General features: G+C 35.5%; 11 protein-coding genes. 7 read left to right on the top strand and 4 right to left on the bottom strand.

The genetic code is table 11. From position 1 onward, the window contains the following. Window positions 1-35: 35 nt before the first annotated feature. The gene (locus tag HN014_RS02205; RefSeq protein ID WP_176027274.1) at window positions 36-695 is read right to left on the bottom strand and encodes an SDR family NAD(P)-dependent oxidoreductase; all 660 of its coding nucleotides are present in this window, start codon (window positions 693-695) and stop codon (window positions 36-38) included. An 835-nt stretch (window positions 696-1,530) separates the two neighbouring features. Between HN014_RS02205 and HN014_RS02200 the strand changes: the two genes are divergently transcribed. Next, window positions 1,531-2,478: a type IX secretion system membrane protein PorP/SprF gene (locus HN014_RS02200; protein ID WP_176027273.1), complete on the top strand. Its 948-nt coding sequence runs from the start codon at window positions 1,531-1,533 to the stop codon at window positions 2,476-2,478. Window positions 2,479-2,597: 119 nt separating this feature from the next. On the opposite strand, the gene HN014_RS02195 is transcribed toward HN014_RS02200, so the two are convergent. Beyond that, window positions 2,598-8,690, bottom strand: a complete 6,093-nt coding sequence (locus tag HN014_RS02195) for an alpha-2-macroglobulin (protein WP_176027272.1) — start codon at window positions 8,688-8,690, stop codon at window positions 2,598-2,600. Between the two features lie 345 nt (window positions 8,691-9,035). On the opposite strand from HN014_RS02195, the gene murC reads away from it, so the two are divergent. Continuing rightward, window positions 9,036-10,391 carry a UDP-N-acetylmuramate--L-alanine ligase gene (gene murC / locus HN014_RS02190; protein ID WP_176027271.1) on the top strand — a complete coding sequence of 452 codons (1,356 nt, stop codon included), beginning with the start codon at window positions 9,036-9,038 and terminating at the stop codon, window positions 10,389-10,391. Here murC and HN014_RS02185 read toward each other — a convergent pair. Next, complete coding sequence (locus HN014_RS02185) at window positions 10,385-10,990, bottom strand: FMN-binding negative transcriptional regulator (protein WP_176027270.1); 606 nt, start codon at window positions 10,988-10,990, stop codon at window positions 10,385-10,387. The two genes, murC and HN014_RS02185, sit on opposite strands and share 7 nt — an antisense overlap. A 99-nt stretch (window positions 10,991-11,089) precedes the next feature. Next, window positions 11,090-11,536 carry a hypothetical protein gene (locus HN014_RS02180; protein ID WP_176027269.1) on the bottom strand — a complete coding sequence of 149 codons (447 nt, stop codon included), beginning with the start codon at window positions 11,534-11,536 and terminating at the stop codon, window positions 11,090-11,092. 227 nt (window positions 11,537-11,763) lie between these two features. Between HN014_RS02180 and radC the strand changes: the two genes are divergently transcribed. The 5 genes from radC to HN014_RS02155 are packed head-to-tail and all read left to right on the top strand — an operon-like array spanning window position 11,764 to window position 16,495. Further along, complete coding sequence (gene radC / locus HN014_RS02175; RefSeq protein ID WP_176027268.1) at window positions 11,764-12,462, top strand: DNA repair protein RadC; 699 nt, start codon at window positions 11,764-11,766, stop codon at window positions 12,460-12,462. Further along, complete coding sequence (locus tag HN014_RS02170; protein ID WP_176027267.1) at window positions 12,459-13,775, top strand: polysaccharide deacetylase family protein; 1,317 nt, start codon at window positions 12,459-12,461, stop codon at window positions 13,773-13,775. Before radC ends, HN014_RS02170 begins: the two co-directional genes overlap by 4 nt. Before the next feature lie 9 nt (window positions 13,776-13,784). Further along, complete coding sequence (locus HN014_RS02165; protein ID WP_176027266.1) at window positions 13,785-14,471, top strand: YjjG family noncanonical pyrimidine nucleotidase; 687 nt, start codon at window positions 13,785-13,787, stop codon at window positions 14,469-14,471. A gap of 45 nt (window positions 14,472-14,516) precedes the next feature. Beyond that, on the top strand, window positions 14,517-15,092 hold the full coding sequence (locus tag HN014_RS02160; RefSeq protein WP_176027265.1) for a hypothetical protein: 576 nt from the start codon (window positions 14,517-14,519) through the stop codon (window positions 15,090-15,092). Next, window positions 15,089-16,495: a DUF5723 family protein gene (locus HN014_RS02155; RefSeq protein WP_176027264.1), complete on the top strand. Its 1,407-nt coding sequence runs from the start codon at window positions 15,089-15,091 to the stop codon at window positions 16,493-16,495. Before HN014_RS02160 ends, HN014_RS02155 begins: the two co-directional genes overlap by 4 nt. Window positions 16,496-16,572 lie beyond the last annotated feature (77 nt).

The following is a 16,572-nucleotide window of genomic DNA, read 5'->3' as shown; positions in this document are numbered from 1 at the left end:
GTAAACCTGTTGAGGTGGTTTGTTTAAGGTAGTGGTTACCAATTACTTTTTTCGCCTTCTCTCCATAAGTAGCCCGTTTCTTTCGGAGATTCAAATAAAGAGAAGATATCCATCGCAGCTTCCTGTGGTTCTCGTTCTGCATCCATACTGCCCATATCTGTTTTAACCCATCCTGGATCGACAGCAGATACCGCTATATCAGATGTTTTAAGACGTTCTCCTAGTAAAGAGGTATACATATGGATGGTGGTTTTTGACATTTTGTACAATGGCGTGTACGCATCCTGATCCGTATTAAAAGTTCCCCAGGAAGAACCTATATTAATAATATGTCCGTTTTTTTTAATAAAAGGGAGTAGGTTTTCGGTAAATTCGATGGTTCCGAATACATTGATGTCAAATGTTTTTCTCAGTTGTTGTATGTCAATAGAAGGATCATCCCAGGCTTCTAACAATACCGCAGCATTATTGATGATACCATCGACCTTAATACTGTTTTGTAGCAGGTGATCTTTTAACGAAATAAAAGAGGAAGCATCATCCAATTGTAATGAAAAAACAGAAAGCCTATCCGAGGTTAAGATCGTTTTTCCAGCGGTAGAAGTACCAATAACATGGTATCCTTTTTCTAGAAATAATGAAGCGGTGGCAAGTCCAATTCCTCTACTGATTCCGGTAATAATAAGAGTTTTCATTTGCTTGATGTAGTTTGTGAATCACTATGCATTCAGAGGTGTAAAATTACATTTTGTTTTTTGTTTAGAGCTGTTTTAAATAAATTAAATAGTGTTAAAAAAATAGAATAATACCTTTTTTAGCAGAAGAGATATTTAGATCGTAATACCTCTAGTGCCTCACTGTAAAGGGGTAAATATTTGTCAAAGACGAGATTAGAAATTGCAGTATTAAAAAAGTTAAAATTATCATAAATTTATACAAGTATTTTTAATGGAATCATTGTGAGGTTAATGTTGAAATATCTGTTTTTGTATTTCAAATTTCTGTAGAACAATGTGTTGAGTGTTTTTTGAAGGGAGGTAGATAAGGGAGTACCCTTTTTTTGAGGAAGAGGAAGAGGGAGACTTCGTGGAGGAGTATGTGTTTTTACTCTATATTTGACATAGAAAATAACTTGACAAAGTAATTTAAATTGCCCCAAAATGACTACGTTAAAAGAACTAAGATTCGTTGCTGGTTTTCAGCATCAACAAAAAACTGATCCCCAGGTAGAAGAACTTCAAAATTTATATGTGTTTTAATATTTAGAGGAAAAACACGATAAATTTTAAAATTAAGTAGCAGATAGCTACCGAAAAAAAAATAAAAAATACCGGTAAGATTATCGATAGTAAGAAGTGACTTCTTTTTCCTTTCCCAAAACGTATCGTTTTTGAGATGGTAATATTTTTATGAGGATTGTATATAACAATCGTCTTTGTAATCATTCGAAGGATATTTCTCGTGATAACTTCTTTATGTACTACCTCCTGTATTTTTTTGTATAGATACCAAAATAATAAATTAAAAGAAATGAGAAAGTATATACTTATAATGATAGTAAGTATCCCCTGTATATCTGCGTTGGCACAACAAGATGCTCAGTATACTCAGTATATGTACAATACTATTAGTGTGAATCCTGCTTATGCAGGGAGTAGAGGAGTGATGAGTATTACCGGGCTGCACAGAAGTCAGTGGGTTGGGTTGGATGGAGCTCCGCAAACAGAAACCATATCATTGAATACACCTATTGGAGAAAGTAATAAAGTAGGATTGGGAGTGTCTTTTATAAATGATAAAATAGGTCCCACGCAGGAGATGTATCTGGATATCGATTTTTCTTATACGATTCCTACTTCGGATATAGGAAAATTAAGTTTTGGGCTGAAGGTAGGAGGACACTTTTTAGATGTGGATTTTACAAAGCTCAGGGAATTTGATATTGAAGATCCGACTTTTCAGAATAATATAGATAATAAGTTTAGTCCGAATGTTGGAGTAGGATTTTATTATCATACCGATAAGTTTTATGCAGGACTAAGTGCTCCCAATCTTCTGGAAACCGAGCATTTTGATGAGAGTGCTACGGTGGGGAATAATGATTCATCTACTTATATTGCCAGAGAGCGGATTAATTATTATGCAATTGTCGGACATGTTTTTGACTTGAGTACAGAAGTGAAGTTTAAGCCGGCATTGTTAACCAAAGTTGTTTTTGGAGCTCCGCTTCAGGTGGATGTATCTGCGAATTTCTTATTGTATGAACGGTTGACACTGGGGTTGGGATATCGATGGGATGCTGCGTTTAGTGCAATGGCAGGTTTTCAGATATCAGATGGGATGATGATAGGCTTAGCATATGATAGAGAGACTACTGAATTAGGTAAAGCACAGTTTAATGATGGGAGTTATGAAGTATTTCTTCGATTTGAACTTTTCAAGAAATACAGTCGATTCTTAACTCCGAGATTTTTCTAATCATAAAATAGTTAGTATACTAGATTTCTTTCTGAGATGCATTCCGGGAAGGGACGTATAAAAAAATCCCCTGTAGATTTTCGAAACTACAGGGGGTTCTTTATACGATACGATTGTTTTTAGTGCTCAATTTTTACTCGTATTCCTTCCGAATGACTAGAGAATTCCGGAGCATACATGCTTTGAATTGTTGTAACTCCGTTAGAAAAGTTTCCTTTGTTGTTTACTCTTAGGTCGTATTCGAATACATACACCCCTTTGGGTAGATAATCGAAGAAAAAATTGGTAGCGGCATCTTTGGTACTTTCATAATACCCTAAGCCATCTTGCCATTTGTACTGAGAGAGAACATTAACAGGTTCGAAGCCTGCTGCTCTCATATCTTTCATATGAATAAATTCCATGTCTCTATCTACTTTTAATTCAATGCGTACCCGGACAAGATCTCCTAATGTCAAAGAAGTGTTTTCGGTGATAGCAGTCATTTTTTCTCCTCTGTCTGCATTCTTTTTAAGGAATAGCTTTTTGCTAAGTGATAGAGGGGTTTTAGCTGCGGTGATTTTATCCAGATCTTCAAAATACTGCCAGTATAATCCTCCCCAGGCAATTCCTTTTCCTTTTTTGCTGATCATAACAGTGCTTTTGGAGTTTGTGATTTCAGAACCGCTCCAGGAAGTTTTAAAGTATCCGGTACCTGCCTCTACTTTCGTGTTTTCGTCAGGGGTAACCTTTTCTCCTGCCAGTGTGATGTCTACCATGTCAGTAATAGATAACCACTCACTTCCCTGTAGTAATAAAGCATAAACAGCTTCGGCTGTTTGTTTGGTTGTTTTCCACCTGTTGGTTTGCTTGTGTTTTAGTAACCATATTTTTAGGTTATCGACAACTTCAGTTTTTTTAGGTTCCGGAGCAATCTCTGAAAAAGCTTCAATCAATAATGCTTGTGTTTCTATTGGGGCCTGGTGCCAATACCAGCTGGCAGTATTGGATTTCCAATACATTCCTAATTCTTCACTGACAATACTCTTTTCTTCTAATGAATTGAGAATGGCAGTAGCAGTAGCTGTATCTCCATTTCTATGCGTAATCAAAGCTAACAGTCCCTGTGTATACAAACTGTTTTTTAACCAATACTTTTTGGCTTGTCCCAGATAGTATTTTTTAGCTTCTTTCGTGTTGGAATGGGCAGGGATATCAGCAAAGAAGCTACGCATATATAGATAATGTAGCTGAGCGTAGTGTAGGTGGTTTTTGTTGATATCAATTTTGTGTTTTTTGCAGTGCTTTTTTAATTCTTCATATTGCTTTACAAATTCCTGATCCAGGTATTGTATAGCCTTTTGTACTATTTGTTTACTTATAGGGTTAGCAGAGGTTGTAACTCCTAATTTTTGTAGATGACCGAAACCTGCAGCAATATACTGGGTAATAAACCTGCTCTCTCGACCTCCTTTGAACCACGGAAATGCTCCAGAGTCATATTGCATTTTTTGTAAAGACTGCAAAGCACTCTGAAATTCTGAATTCATTTTATTAAGGTCAAAAAGCAATGCAATTCTTTTCTTTTGTTCTGTTTCACTTTGTGCTTCACGTACCCAGGGAGTTTCTTGGAGAATCAGAGATTTTAACTCTTGGTTTTTTTCCAGATTACTCAGTAATGCATCACTGGTTTTCCATTGATTAAATACTTGCTGTATGCGAGGATTGGAATTGGCAATGTGCGTTGCTAATGCATTAGCATAATAACGAGAAAATGTCTGTTCAGCGCAGTCATATGGGTACTCCATAAGGTATGGTAATGCCTGAACAGCATACCAGGCTGGATTAGAGGTCATTTCCAGAGTTAGTCTATGATGTTTTAAAGAAGTAGAGGTTGTATTCTTTAATTTCTGCAGCGTAAAACTTTTTGTCTGGTCAGATCGAACCCACATAGGCAGTGTTTCTGTAACTAACATCCTATTAGATAATACAGGAAGTACATTTTGTTCTCCATCTGAGAAAGTACCTGCTTTAGCAATGATTTTATACTGTACTGCCTGAATATCATCTGGTATTTGCAGTTCCCATGATACATTGGTGTTTCCTGAGGCTGCTACAGAAAAAGCTTGTCGAATCTGGTTGTTCTGTAGTTTCTGATTAATGGAGGTATTGGTTAAAGCGTTTGTTAATTGTAGTTCGATATCTCCGTTAAGATCAGATGAGGAAAGATTAGAAACCTTAGTGCTAATTATAATTTTATCTCCTTCTCTGAGGAATCTAGGAGGGTTTGGGATTACCATTAACTCTTTTTGAGTAACTGTTTCTAGTGTTGTGGTAGCTGCCTGTAGTGTTTTGGTGTGTGCTAATAACTGCACTTTCCACTTTGTCAATGCTTCGGGAGCAGTAAAACTAAAGCTTACTTCTCCTTCTTTATTGGTTTGCAATTGAGGAAAGAAAAAGGCTGTTTCCTGTAGGTTTTTGCGAACAGAGACACCTGATAGCGGTTTTTCTTTGGGGGTAATTAAATCGTTTTCTTCCTCTTTTTCGTTCGCATTGGTAGTATCTGCGGTCATTCTTTTTGACTCAGCAGTACCTGCAAGTGGCGCTTTTTCCAGTTCAGGAGCATTCGCCATTTCCATTTGGTCATCCATCATGCTTACTGGAGCAGCCATTCTGGATTTTGCCATTCGCATTCTTCCGTATGAAGAACCAAAATAAAGACCATGCCAGTCGAGGCGGTCATACCCTTGAGAAAAACTAGGGATTGGCGGACTGTCGTAATGTCTGTTTGTGAAACTTTGTACTCCGAAACTAAGGCGTGCCTCTCTAAAATAGTTAGGATAGTATGTTGGTTTCATTATAGGGTTGAAATTCCATTGATGCGATTTAAACTGATCTAGAGAAACATCATACATACTCGCTAATAATTCAGCAGCGACCTTGTCTCCTTTAGGACCTTTAATAGTAAAACTCCAGGTTTCATTCTGTCCAGGGAGTAGTTTATCTCTGAATGTAGTTGTCTCTATTGATAATTCTGTAGGTTCGTATGGTACCGTTATAGGAATAGTTCCTCCTTCATGAGCGTTATAATTCACAAAACTGTAGTGTACCGCAAACCCTCCAATATCTTCTTTAGTTACCGGAATTTTTATTGTAGTACTATTATTAGAAAGGGTGAATTGCTCTGTACGGGTAATTTTATTGTTTTTTTCGACATCTACCGTAATGGTAATGTTTTCGGAAGCAGAGCCAAACTTAATGATGACTTCTTCTCCAGGGGAGTATGATTCTTTATTAACACTCACTTCAAAAAGCTGTTGATCACTGATTTTTTTATCTTTTTTGTCGAACAGGGTGTAGTATATAATATCTTTTACCTCTTGTCCAAATCGATCTTTTGAGTTGAGTTCTATCACATATTTTCCAGATTCCCATTTTTTTGTATTTTTTAATGGGATATGTTGCATTCCGGTTGTCTGGGATCCTTGTTCTGCAGTATTGTAGGATATTGTTTGGACTAGTGCACCTTTATCCCATGTCTTATAATCATCTTCATCGTCGTACGCATCGTGCGGAAATAGTTTAGTAAACTCTTCTTTGCTAAGTATCTTATAGTCTGGAGCATTCCATGGACGTCTGCGAAGTGGGTATTGAGGAGATTTTAATTTATAGATTTTGATAGTTCCAGAAGAGGCAACAGGTTCATAGTTTAGGTTTTTAGAAAGAACTGTTAAGCTGTTGTCTGCATTCTTATCAATCTTATTAGGGAGCTGCATGTTTGCAAGAAGTGCATGGTATCCTACATTAACCTGAGTACTGGTACTTCTTGTCTCTCCATTGATGTCTGTAATATCTGCGGTGATCTCATAATGGAATACCGGTAGATTTTCTTTAGGAACACTTTTGTCCGGAATGGCTTCGAAGTTGATTTCAAAAGCTCCTTTCTCATCAGTAGTAGTTTCTCCATAGGTGATCTCCTGAGCTTGTTCTCTGTGACCTGGGTAGTACCAATAACACCATCGAGGTAATTGCACTTTTCTGTGCACTCGGTATACAACCTTGGCATCGGTAATTTTATTGCCGGCATACCCTGTAGCATTTCCTTGAAGTGAAACTATTTCGTTAAGCTTATATGTTTTAGTGACAGGAGAAAAGGTTGCTTCGAATTTGGGGCGTTTATATTCTTCTACGGAGAAGGAAGTTTGGTTTCCATTTCGTGTTTGTAGGTGGAATAAACCAGTCACACCAGAGGAAGGTAGTATAAAGCTTCCCTGAAAAGATCCATATTCATTAGTTTGCAGCTTGAGACTGCTTACTTCTTGATAATTGACATCTTTTAGAGTAACAGGTACAGTAGTATTTGGGACTACGGAATGGTTTTTATTTCCATTTGCAGTCATTAGAATCCCTTTGAAATAAACGGTCTGACCAGGACGGTAAATACTTCTGTCAGTAAACAAAAATACAGTTTCTTGTTTTCTGTTTATGTTTTGTTGCGGCTGATGGTTTTTATATAAATGATATGGGCTAAAAACAACAAGATCTTTCTCATGTTTTACTGTGACAACAAGGTCATAGTATTGATTATCTACTAGAAAAGAAGCTTGTCCTTGTTTGTCTGTAGTGAGTGTCTTGTCAATTTTATTTCCGTAACCTCTTCCATGTCCCGACTGAAGATGAATCGAGGCATTACTAATCGGAGCCCCATCATTTCTGTTAACCACCTGGAAGATTGTCGTATTATTTGTTCGGTTTGTAAGTAAGGCAAGATTACTCACTTGAATGTCTGCATAAGAGATTTGATTTTTTACAGAAATCTCTTCGCCGGCAGAAGCTATGACCAGATATTGACCTTGTGGTAACGCCGGTAATAAAATTTCTGTGGTATGTCTTTGATAGTCTTTTTCGTTTTTTAAAGGGGCTTTCCATGTATTGACCTCAGGTAAACCGTTGATAAACTTGATAATGTCTTTGTTTTTATATAGTTGTTGTAACGATTTTAGCTGGGTAGCATTAATTTTTACAGTTTTTAGGGTAAGGAGATCTGTGTTTTTATAGGATATAAAAAGACGTCCTGCTTTTTGAATAGGAAGAATTTTTTCACTTTTAAGTGATACTTCAGCTTGTAATATGATAGCTTTTAATGCATTGCTTTTTTTTGCTCCATCGCTATTGGGAAATGCGCTTTCTATTGTAGAGCAAAGCTCCAGAGCTTTTTTTGTATCCCATCGAAAAACTTCGTCTTTTTTAGGGATGTATTTAGAACCACGAGATTGATACTGAGCTGCTAGTTCGTATGCGTAGAGGGCATTGGATTCATGATCCTTATTATTCTCTTTTGCTTTTGTGAGTGTGTTGATTATCAGTTCTTCTTTATCAGCGAACGTAGCATTTTTAAAAACAAATAAAAGACGTTCTATATCGACATTTGCCAATGCGTTATAATTTTTGTTTCTCGAGTGAAAAGCGATAAGTTGCTGGTATATTTTTAGTGCATTAAATTGAAGTGACAAACTATCTTTAGTTGTTATCTTCTGTCTGGAAAAAGAAGAAGGTTCATTTAAGTATTCCTTTGAGTTTATCTCAAAAGCATAAGAAGGTCTGGTGATATTCGTTTCAGAAGTTTTATAAAACTCTAATGCCATATGTGATAGGAAATCAAAAAGGGTGGGGCGGTATTTTTTAGAGTTTTCTTCAGTGATAAGAATTGTGTTAAACTTGCTCAATTCTGTTTGTTGTGCTAAAACACCATTTTCCAGTGCTTGTTGAAAATGAATGTGAATCTCAGCAAAAAGAGTTTCCAGATCCCAGGTTCTGAAATCTTCTTTGTCAACTTTAGCACTTGTATGAGTTCTATTGTAAAATTTCCATCGATTTTGTTTAAAGTATTGCCAGTACAGATTCGCTAGAACACCATTGAGAATATTTTTAGTAGGAAAACTGCTGGTAGCAATTTCTGATTGTAATTCTTTGATGATAGTAAGCTGTGCATTTTCCTCAAGAGTAAGTGCGTATTTGGCTTTGTGAAGAAATGCTTTGATGATTTGATTTGTGTTGTTTTCCTTTTTAGCTGCTTCGTAGATTGATTTAACTACCTCTAGACTGGATTTAGGAAGTCCTTTTTGTTCATGGGATTCAACTTCTTTCCACTGTTTAGTATAGTCGTTTTGTGCCATGATAAAGCTGATGTTAGTGATACAAAGGAGAAATAAGAGCGAGATGATTTTTTTCATATTATCTATAATTTTATGCCCCTGACATATAATAAGAAATCACACATGTATATCGGCAAGGATGAATTCTTATTGTACGTTCTGATGCTGCAATTCTTTAGTGTTATTTACAATTCTTATACCATAAATAGGTAGTAATTGCTACAAATTACACCATAAAGCTACGTATTTGAAACGAAAAATTAGGGAAACACGTATTTGGTTTAGGAAAGTTTAAGTTTTTTGAAGGGAGTTTTCTTCTTTTGTGAGCATGGGAGAGGAGCCTCTGTTAAAATTTTAAGGAAAAGGGTAGGTAGCAAATGAATTGTAGATTGTATCTTTACTCCTTAGAATAAAAAGATCAATATGCGTGTACATTTTATAGCCATAGGAGGGAGTGCTATGCACAATCTTGCTATTGCATTGTCTCAAAAAGGAGATGAGGTAAGTGGTAGTGATGATGTAATTTTTGAACCTTCCAAGTCTAGGTTGGAGACTCATGGATTATTGCCAGATGCTTTTGGTTGGTTTCCAGAAAAAATATCAACGGATATTGATGTAGTTATTTTGGGAATGCACGCAAAAGAAGATAATCCCGAATTGCTCAAAGCGCAGGAGTTAAATTTGACGATTTACTCATACCCTGAGTTTTTGTACGAACATGCTAAGAATAAAACACGAGTGGTGATCGGAGGATCACATGGAAAGACGACAATTACTTCGATGATCTTGCATGTATTGCAGTATCACGAAAAAGAAGTAGATTATATGGTGGGAGCCCAATTAGAAGGGTTTGAGACGATGGTTCACCTTACTGAAGAAAATGATTTTATGATTTTGGAAGGTGATGAATATTTGTCTTCTCCTATTGACAGAAGACCGAAATTTCATTTGTATCAGCCTAATATAGCTTTGATTAGCGGGATTGCCTGGGATCATATAAATGTCTTCCCTACATTCGATACGTATGTAGATCAATTTCGCATTTTTATTAATTCTATCATTAACGGAGGTGCTTTGGTATATAATGAAGAAGATGAAGAAGTGAGACAATTAGCAGAAGCAGCAGAAAACCCCATAAGAAAATTTCCATATCAGATACCTGCTTATACAGTTAGTGACGGAGAGACGTTATTAGATACGCCGGATGGGGAAATGCCCATTGCTGTTTTTGGAGCTCATAACCTGAGTAATCTAGCAGGTGCTAAATGGATTTGTCAGCAAATGGGAATAGATGAAGATGAGTTTTATGAAGCAATAGCCACGTTTAGTGGAGCATCTAAAAGACTCGAAAAGATAACAGAGACCAAAACGGCTGTTGCTTATAAAGATTTTGCACATAGCCCTTCTAAGGTAAAAGCTACGACAGAAGCTGTAAAGGAGCAGTATCGCGATAGAAAATTAATTGCCTGTTTAGAGTTGCATACCTATAGTAGTTTAAATGCAACCTTCTTAAAAGAGTATAAAGGTGCATTGGATGCCGCAGATGAGGCAATTGTGTTTTATTCTCCGGATGCAGTGAAGATTAAGCGATTAGAAGAAGTGTCTGAAGATCAGATTATGGAGGCTTTTGGAAGAGATGATCTTATTGTATACACAGAGCCTAAAAGGTTTGAAGAGGCGATTAGTGCCAAAGCGTATTCAAATACCTCTCTATTGTTGATGAGTAGTGGGAATTACGGGGGACTTGATTTTGAAAAAGTAAAAGAGTGGGTTCACTGATTAAAATGCTTTTTATAGAGGTTGTTGATAAATGAATGCGAATTTTCAGAACTATTTTTTAATAGTTCTTGCTTGGCATTTTCTATGTCGGGAGCACTCTTGTCCTGACTGAGCTTAAATTTTCCTTCCCAACTTTTAATCTGTATCTGAAAACCATGAACATATTGTACAATGCGATGCATTCTTTTGTCTTCATGAGCTAGTTCGAATCTGTGAGATGGTGCCTCTAGTGTTGCTGTCATGCGAACCATTGATTTCATAATGTCTTCAGGGATGTGTATTTGTGTAACTTCTCCTTTTAGGTGTGCAATAATATAGTTCCATGTTGGTAATTGTTTGGAATTGTATACCGAAGGTGAAATATATGTTTGCGGTCCTTGAAAAATAACTGTTACCTCAATTTTATCCTTTAGGAAATCACAATGAGGATTGTTTTTATCCAGATGTCCCACCAAAATGTCATTTTCTAATATAAGAGGGATATGGGTGATATGGGGAGTATTGTTCTCTATCGAAATAACAGTAGCTAAAGGAAAAGAATGTATAAGATCTTTTATAATCCCGAAGTTGCTTTCCTGATGATGAGAAGGTGGGTACATGTGGTGGTGGTTTTCATTCAGGATAAATATAGTTGTAAAATAAAAAAAGACCAATTATATAATTGATCTTTAATCTTAATTTTAACAAGTTTTATCTCCTTAGCTTACTTCGTCAAATACAAGTCCTAATATTCCACTCAGATCATCCTTTCCTGCGATATCTTTAGGAGTTCCTAAATTAATCATCAGAGGTTGATCTTTAATTTTACCCATTAAAAAATATTGGTATGAGTTTCCCATTTTGAACTTATATCCTTTTAGAGGAGAGCCGAAAGAGGTAAATGTGACTTCTGTTTTAGCGCCATTACTTTCTTCGAATGCACTTATTATCTGATCAAAAACAGCAGATAGCATGTCATCACTATAATATTCCCATTTAATTGACGTACCATCACATGCTTGTAATTCATATTCAGACTGCGCTTCACATCCTCTAGGAACTTGTATGTGGTTTCCTACTAAGTTTAAAAAACCAATGCGATTGCTGTCTTGTCCATAAAAACTCAGTGTCGTCAAAAACAGGAGTATAGTAAAAATATTCTTCATAAGTAGGATAATTTGAAGTTGTAAAATTATGCTTTTTTAGAATTAAGGGTGATCAAATATAGTAAAACTTTCATTTTCAAACAAATATCCTTAAAAGTTAATCTGATTTTTTTTTGCTAACTACCTTGTTTTTTGAAGGTTACTAAAACAATATTTATTGTAAATAAAATAAATACTACCTATTTTTATGTTAAAAAAATATCACGAAACCATCAAAATTACGGCTTATGAACACTTATAACGCTTCTTTTTCCATTAAGAAATGGAGTGAAAATGATCGTCCAAGAGAAAAATTATTGGTTAAAGGGAGGAATTCGTTGACGGATGCAGAGCTGATAGCAATACTTATAGGATCAGGAAATAGGAATGAAAGTGCAGTAGCATTAAGTAAAAGGATGTTGGCCAGTGTGAATCATCAGATTAATGCATTAGGGAAACTCTCGGTAAAACAGTTGATGAACTTTCATGGAATAGGAGAAGCAAAAGCTATTTCCATTCTGGCAGGACTGGAATTAGGACGCCGCCGCCGGGATGAAGCCGTTCCACAAAACCCTACGATAAGTTGTAGTATGGATGGATTTAACTTGTTAAGCCCTATAATAGGAAATTTAGATCATGAAGAGTTTTGGGTAGTATACCTGAACAATGCAAATAGAGTATTACAAAAGAAACAGATTAGTGTAGGGGGGAGGACAGGAACATTTGTGGATCCTAAGGTTGTTTTTAAAAATGCACTTAACTTTGACGCCACGGCAATTATTCTTGCACATAATCATCCAAGTGGTAAATTAACTCCTAGTGTATCAGATAAAATTTTAACCAAAAAAATCAAAGAAGCTGGAGAGGTTTTGGATATTAATTTATTAGATCATTTGATTATAACAGATAAAGAGTATTTTAGCTTTGCCGATAAGTTTATGCTATGATATTGATCTATATTCAAAAAAATACCCCCAGGGTCTCTTATATATGTAGGCATATTTGTAAGAGGATGCTGGGGATGGAGGTTGATTTTACCTCTAAGATAGAATCTTTTATAGCCCATGACGGTCCTAAGTTTTCATATGGAAAAAAACCATTAGGAAAAGAACTTTTTTTTCAGAGTACAGCACTGCTTTTCGAACAAGGAATTAATGATGTAGCGGTTAAGGTGGTAGATTGGGAAGATACAAAGTGTTTTTTTGGGGTTACTCATGAGAAATCAGCATTGCCATTTGATATTTTTGCAGCCTCTTTTTATTTGTTAAGCAGATATGAGGAATACCTGCCACATGTAAAAGACGGATTAGGGAGGTATAGTGCTACAGAAAGTATAGCTTATATACATGACTTCCTAAAGGATCCTGTAGTAGATATTTGGGCATTAAAATTTAAGAATAAAATACAAGAACGGTTTCCTGAAATTGGCTTTCAAAAGAAACAGTTTTCGATACAACCAGTAGTGTATGTATCAAGTGCTTTGGCTTATAATAAAATAGGACTTCTGCAGTCTTCAATAGGAATTTTAAAAGATCTAATTTATCTGAGATTTCACCAGATCAAATACCGATTTAACGTTTTGGTAGGATTAAAAAAAGATCCTTTTGATACTTTTGACTTTTTTATACGACTACAGAAAAGTAAAAAAAGAAAGCTCATTGTTTTTTTTGGTGTAGGAGATTATTCAAGTTATGAGATAAACATAAATCATAATAATGAATTGTATCGGCGAATGATAAAACATGTAGCAGATTATATAGAGGTAGGTCTTAGAGTTTCTTATGAAGGAGTGTGTGATTTTTTAAAATTAAAAAAAGAAAAACAGCGAATAGAACAAATTGTGAACCGGCAATCACAATATAGTTTGTGTACTTTTTTTAAAATAAAGTTACCAGAAGCGTATAGGAACTTTGTAGAGCTCGAAATAAAAAGAGATTTCTCGATGGGATATGCAGAATACAGTGGCTTTAGAGCTGGGACATGTACGCCTTTCTTGTTTTATGATCTTGATTATGAGGTGCAAACTCCTTTAATGGTGTATCCAACTTCGTTTACAAGTCTGAGTTTGTTGAAAGAAGGGAGAGATAAAGAGTCGGTTTTAAAAAATATAATATACTATTTAGATAAAATAAAAAAAGTGCAAGGAATATGCGTCCCTGTTTTTTTGAATGAAATGTTGGGGGAACTAAATGAACAAAAATATTGGAAGACCATCTTTGAGCACTTGTGGAATATAGATGAATCCCGGGAATTAAAATGATAATGCTAGGTGAAAAATACGATTAAACATATTTTTTTTGATTTGGATCATACCCTCTGGGATTTTGATAGAAATTCAGCTTTGGCGTATGCAATGCTATTTGAAAAGCATCAATTGGCTATTGATGTGAATGATTTTTTGAAAACGTACCGTCCGATAAATATGAATTATTGGAAACTGTATAGAGAAGAGAAAATTACAAAACAACAATTGAGGCAAGGTCGTTTATCAGATACTTTTACGTCTTTGCATCAGGAAGTACCTGAAGATTTGATTGATCGCTTGGCAGATGATTATATCAGATTTCTACCTAAGCATAATTATTTGATAGAAGGAGCCAGAGAAGTATTAGAATACTTAAAACCCAAATATGTATTGCATATTATTACCAATGGGTTTAAAGAGGTGCAATACAAAAAATTGGAAAATGCTAAAATCCTTCATTTTTTTGATACGGTAACCAATAGTGAAGAGGTGGGAGTAAAAAAGCCAAACCCTATTATTTTTGAAAAAGCATTGCAAATTTCCGGCGCGAATATTGATAGTAGTATCATGATTGGAGATAATTATGAAGCAGATATATTAGGTGCGGAAAAAGTAGGGATTCAGGCTATTTGCTATAACTATCATCAAGAGAAATTACCGGAGGATATCCTTCAGGTTTCTGATTTAAAGAGTATTAAGGAGTATCTTTAAACGGAAAAATTGTATATTAAAAGGATTTTATGAAAGCCCCTTAGTATGAAAATAAAAAAAGTAAGCTTGTTGTTATCAATGTTAGGGATGATAATAACAATGATTTCTTGTGTAAAAGATGTCGACGGGAGTCAATTGGAAGACGTAGTATTAAACCCTGTTTACGAACTGGATTTTATGTACTCCAGAGTTGATACAGAAGAGTTAATCCCTTCAGGTACTGATCCTTCTATTGTTATTCCGGAACTAGTGGTGAGTGATACCTTACAGTACGATCTGGTTGGAAATGATTTTGCAGTGGATCATATCGAAAGAGTAGAGATTCAATTTACCATTGATAATACGATTCAGAGAGAATTCGAGTTGATGTTTGCCTTTTTGAATGATGGAAATCAGCAGGTAGGACCATCCTATACAATTCTTATAGATCCTGGTTTAGGACCTGATACTGCTCCGGTGCGAACAACCGCTGAAATTGTTATGGATAATGAAACCATAAGAACATTAAGAGATGCTTCCCAATTAACGTCTTCTATACGGGTAGAGAATGTGAGTAGTAACTTGATCGGTGTACTCGAATTAAAATCAAAAGCAACATATTATATCAACTATCAATTATGAGAATATATCTATACCTGATAATTACCTTGTTCTGGGCAGGAATAGTGTATTGTCAAAATAAAGTGAGCCTATATGATGTGGTAGAAATACCACAATCGTTATTGTTAAACCCGGGAGCAGAAGTGAATTTTAATTATCATGCTGGAATTCCTTTTCTTTCCCATTATCACGTGAACGCAGGGCTAAGAGGAGCTTCTGTTCATGATGTGTTCGCAGATGATGGACGTGATATTAATGTGAAAATAGAGGAGACATTACACAAGCTTACAAGTAATGACTATGTAACCCTGACACAGCAAGCAGAGATTCTCAGTGTAGGATGGAGGAGTAAAAGAGATAAGAATATGTACTTTTCTGCAGGTTTGTATGAAGAACTTGATCTGATAGCGTATTTTCCAAAGGATTTTGCGATTCTGGCTTATGAGGGGAACAGAGATCACCTCAATAGACCTTTTCGTTTCTCAGATATTAGTGCAGTAGTAGATTTTCTGACAGTTTATCATTTTGGGATTAATAAAAAGATTGATAAGCAATGGACTTTTGGAGCCAGAGCAAAAGTGTATTCCAGTATTTTTAATATGAGGAGTACTCGAAATTTCGGAGCTTTTACAACTATTGAAACTCCAAATGGGAATAATATTTATCAGCATGTTATTAGTAATGCTGATGTAGCAGTTAAAACAGCAGGATATGCTTCTCTGAGAGCGATAGAATCAGAAGATACTGATGATGGAGCTAAACAAGTGAAAAATAAATTTATTGGTAGGGCATTACTTGGTGGAAACCTGGGAGTAGGAGCTGATATAGGATTTTCTTATCGGTTCAAGGATTATTGGACACTTACTGGGAGTTTGACAGATCTTGGAGTTATATTTTATACAAAAGATGTAGAGACATATAAGGCAGAGGGGAACTACGTATTTGAAGGTTTCGAAACCCCTGTTCATATGTCAGATAATAATATCGAAGATTTTGTAGAAGATTTTAAAGCTGCAGTAGGGCTAGATACGATTCATAAAAGTTATGTGGCAATGCGCCCCCTAAAAATAAATAGTTCTATAAAATATTCCTTTAATCGATACGATGAAAATTGTAATTGTTATGAAAAAGGAGAGGGACCGATGCGATCTGATGCCTTAGGACTACAGTTGTTTTCTGTGTTTAGACCTAAAAGACCACAAGTAGCGGCCTCTGTTTTTTATTACAAACGATTGTGGAGTTTTTTAAGTGCCAAGGTTAATTATACAGTAGACGATCATTCTCTGACAAATGTAGGTCTTTTGCTGTCCACTCGAATTAACAAATTTAATTTCTATATTTCGGGGAATAATCTGTTTGAATATTCTAATTTAGCCAAAGCGAGAGGAGCTTCGGTTAATTTTGGATTTAATTTGATAATGTAGCTTTTTATAAACACTAATAGCACGAATTAAATTGTTGTAAAGTAAAGATGCTACTTGTCGAATTCATTCAAATAGTA

This window comes from Aquimarina sp. TRL1 (assembly GCF_013365535.1).
Classification (GTDB): domain Bacteria; phylum Bacteroidota; class Bacteroidia; order Flavobacteriales; family Flavobacteriaceae; genus Aquimarina; species Aquimarina hainanensis.
This window is presented reverse-complemented; position numbering and strand designations above follow the sequence as displayed.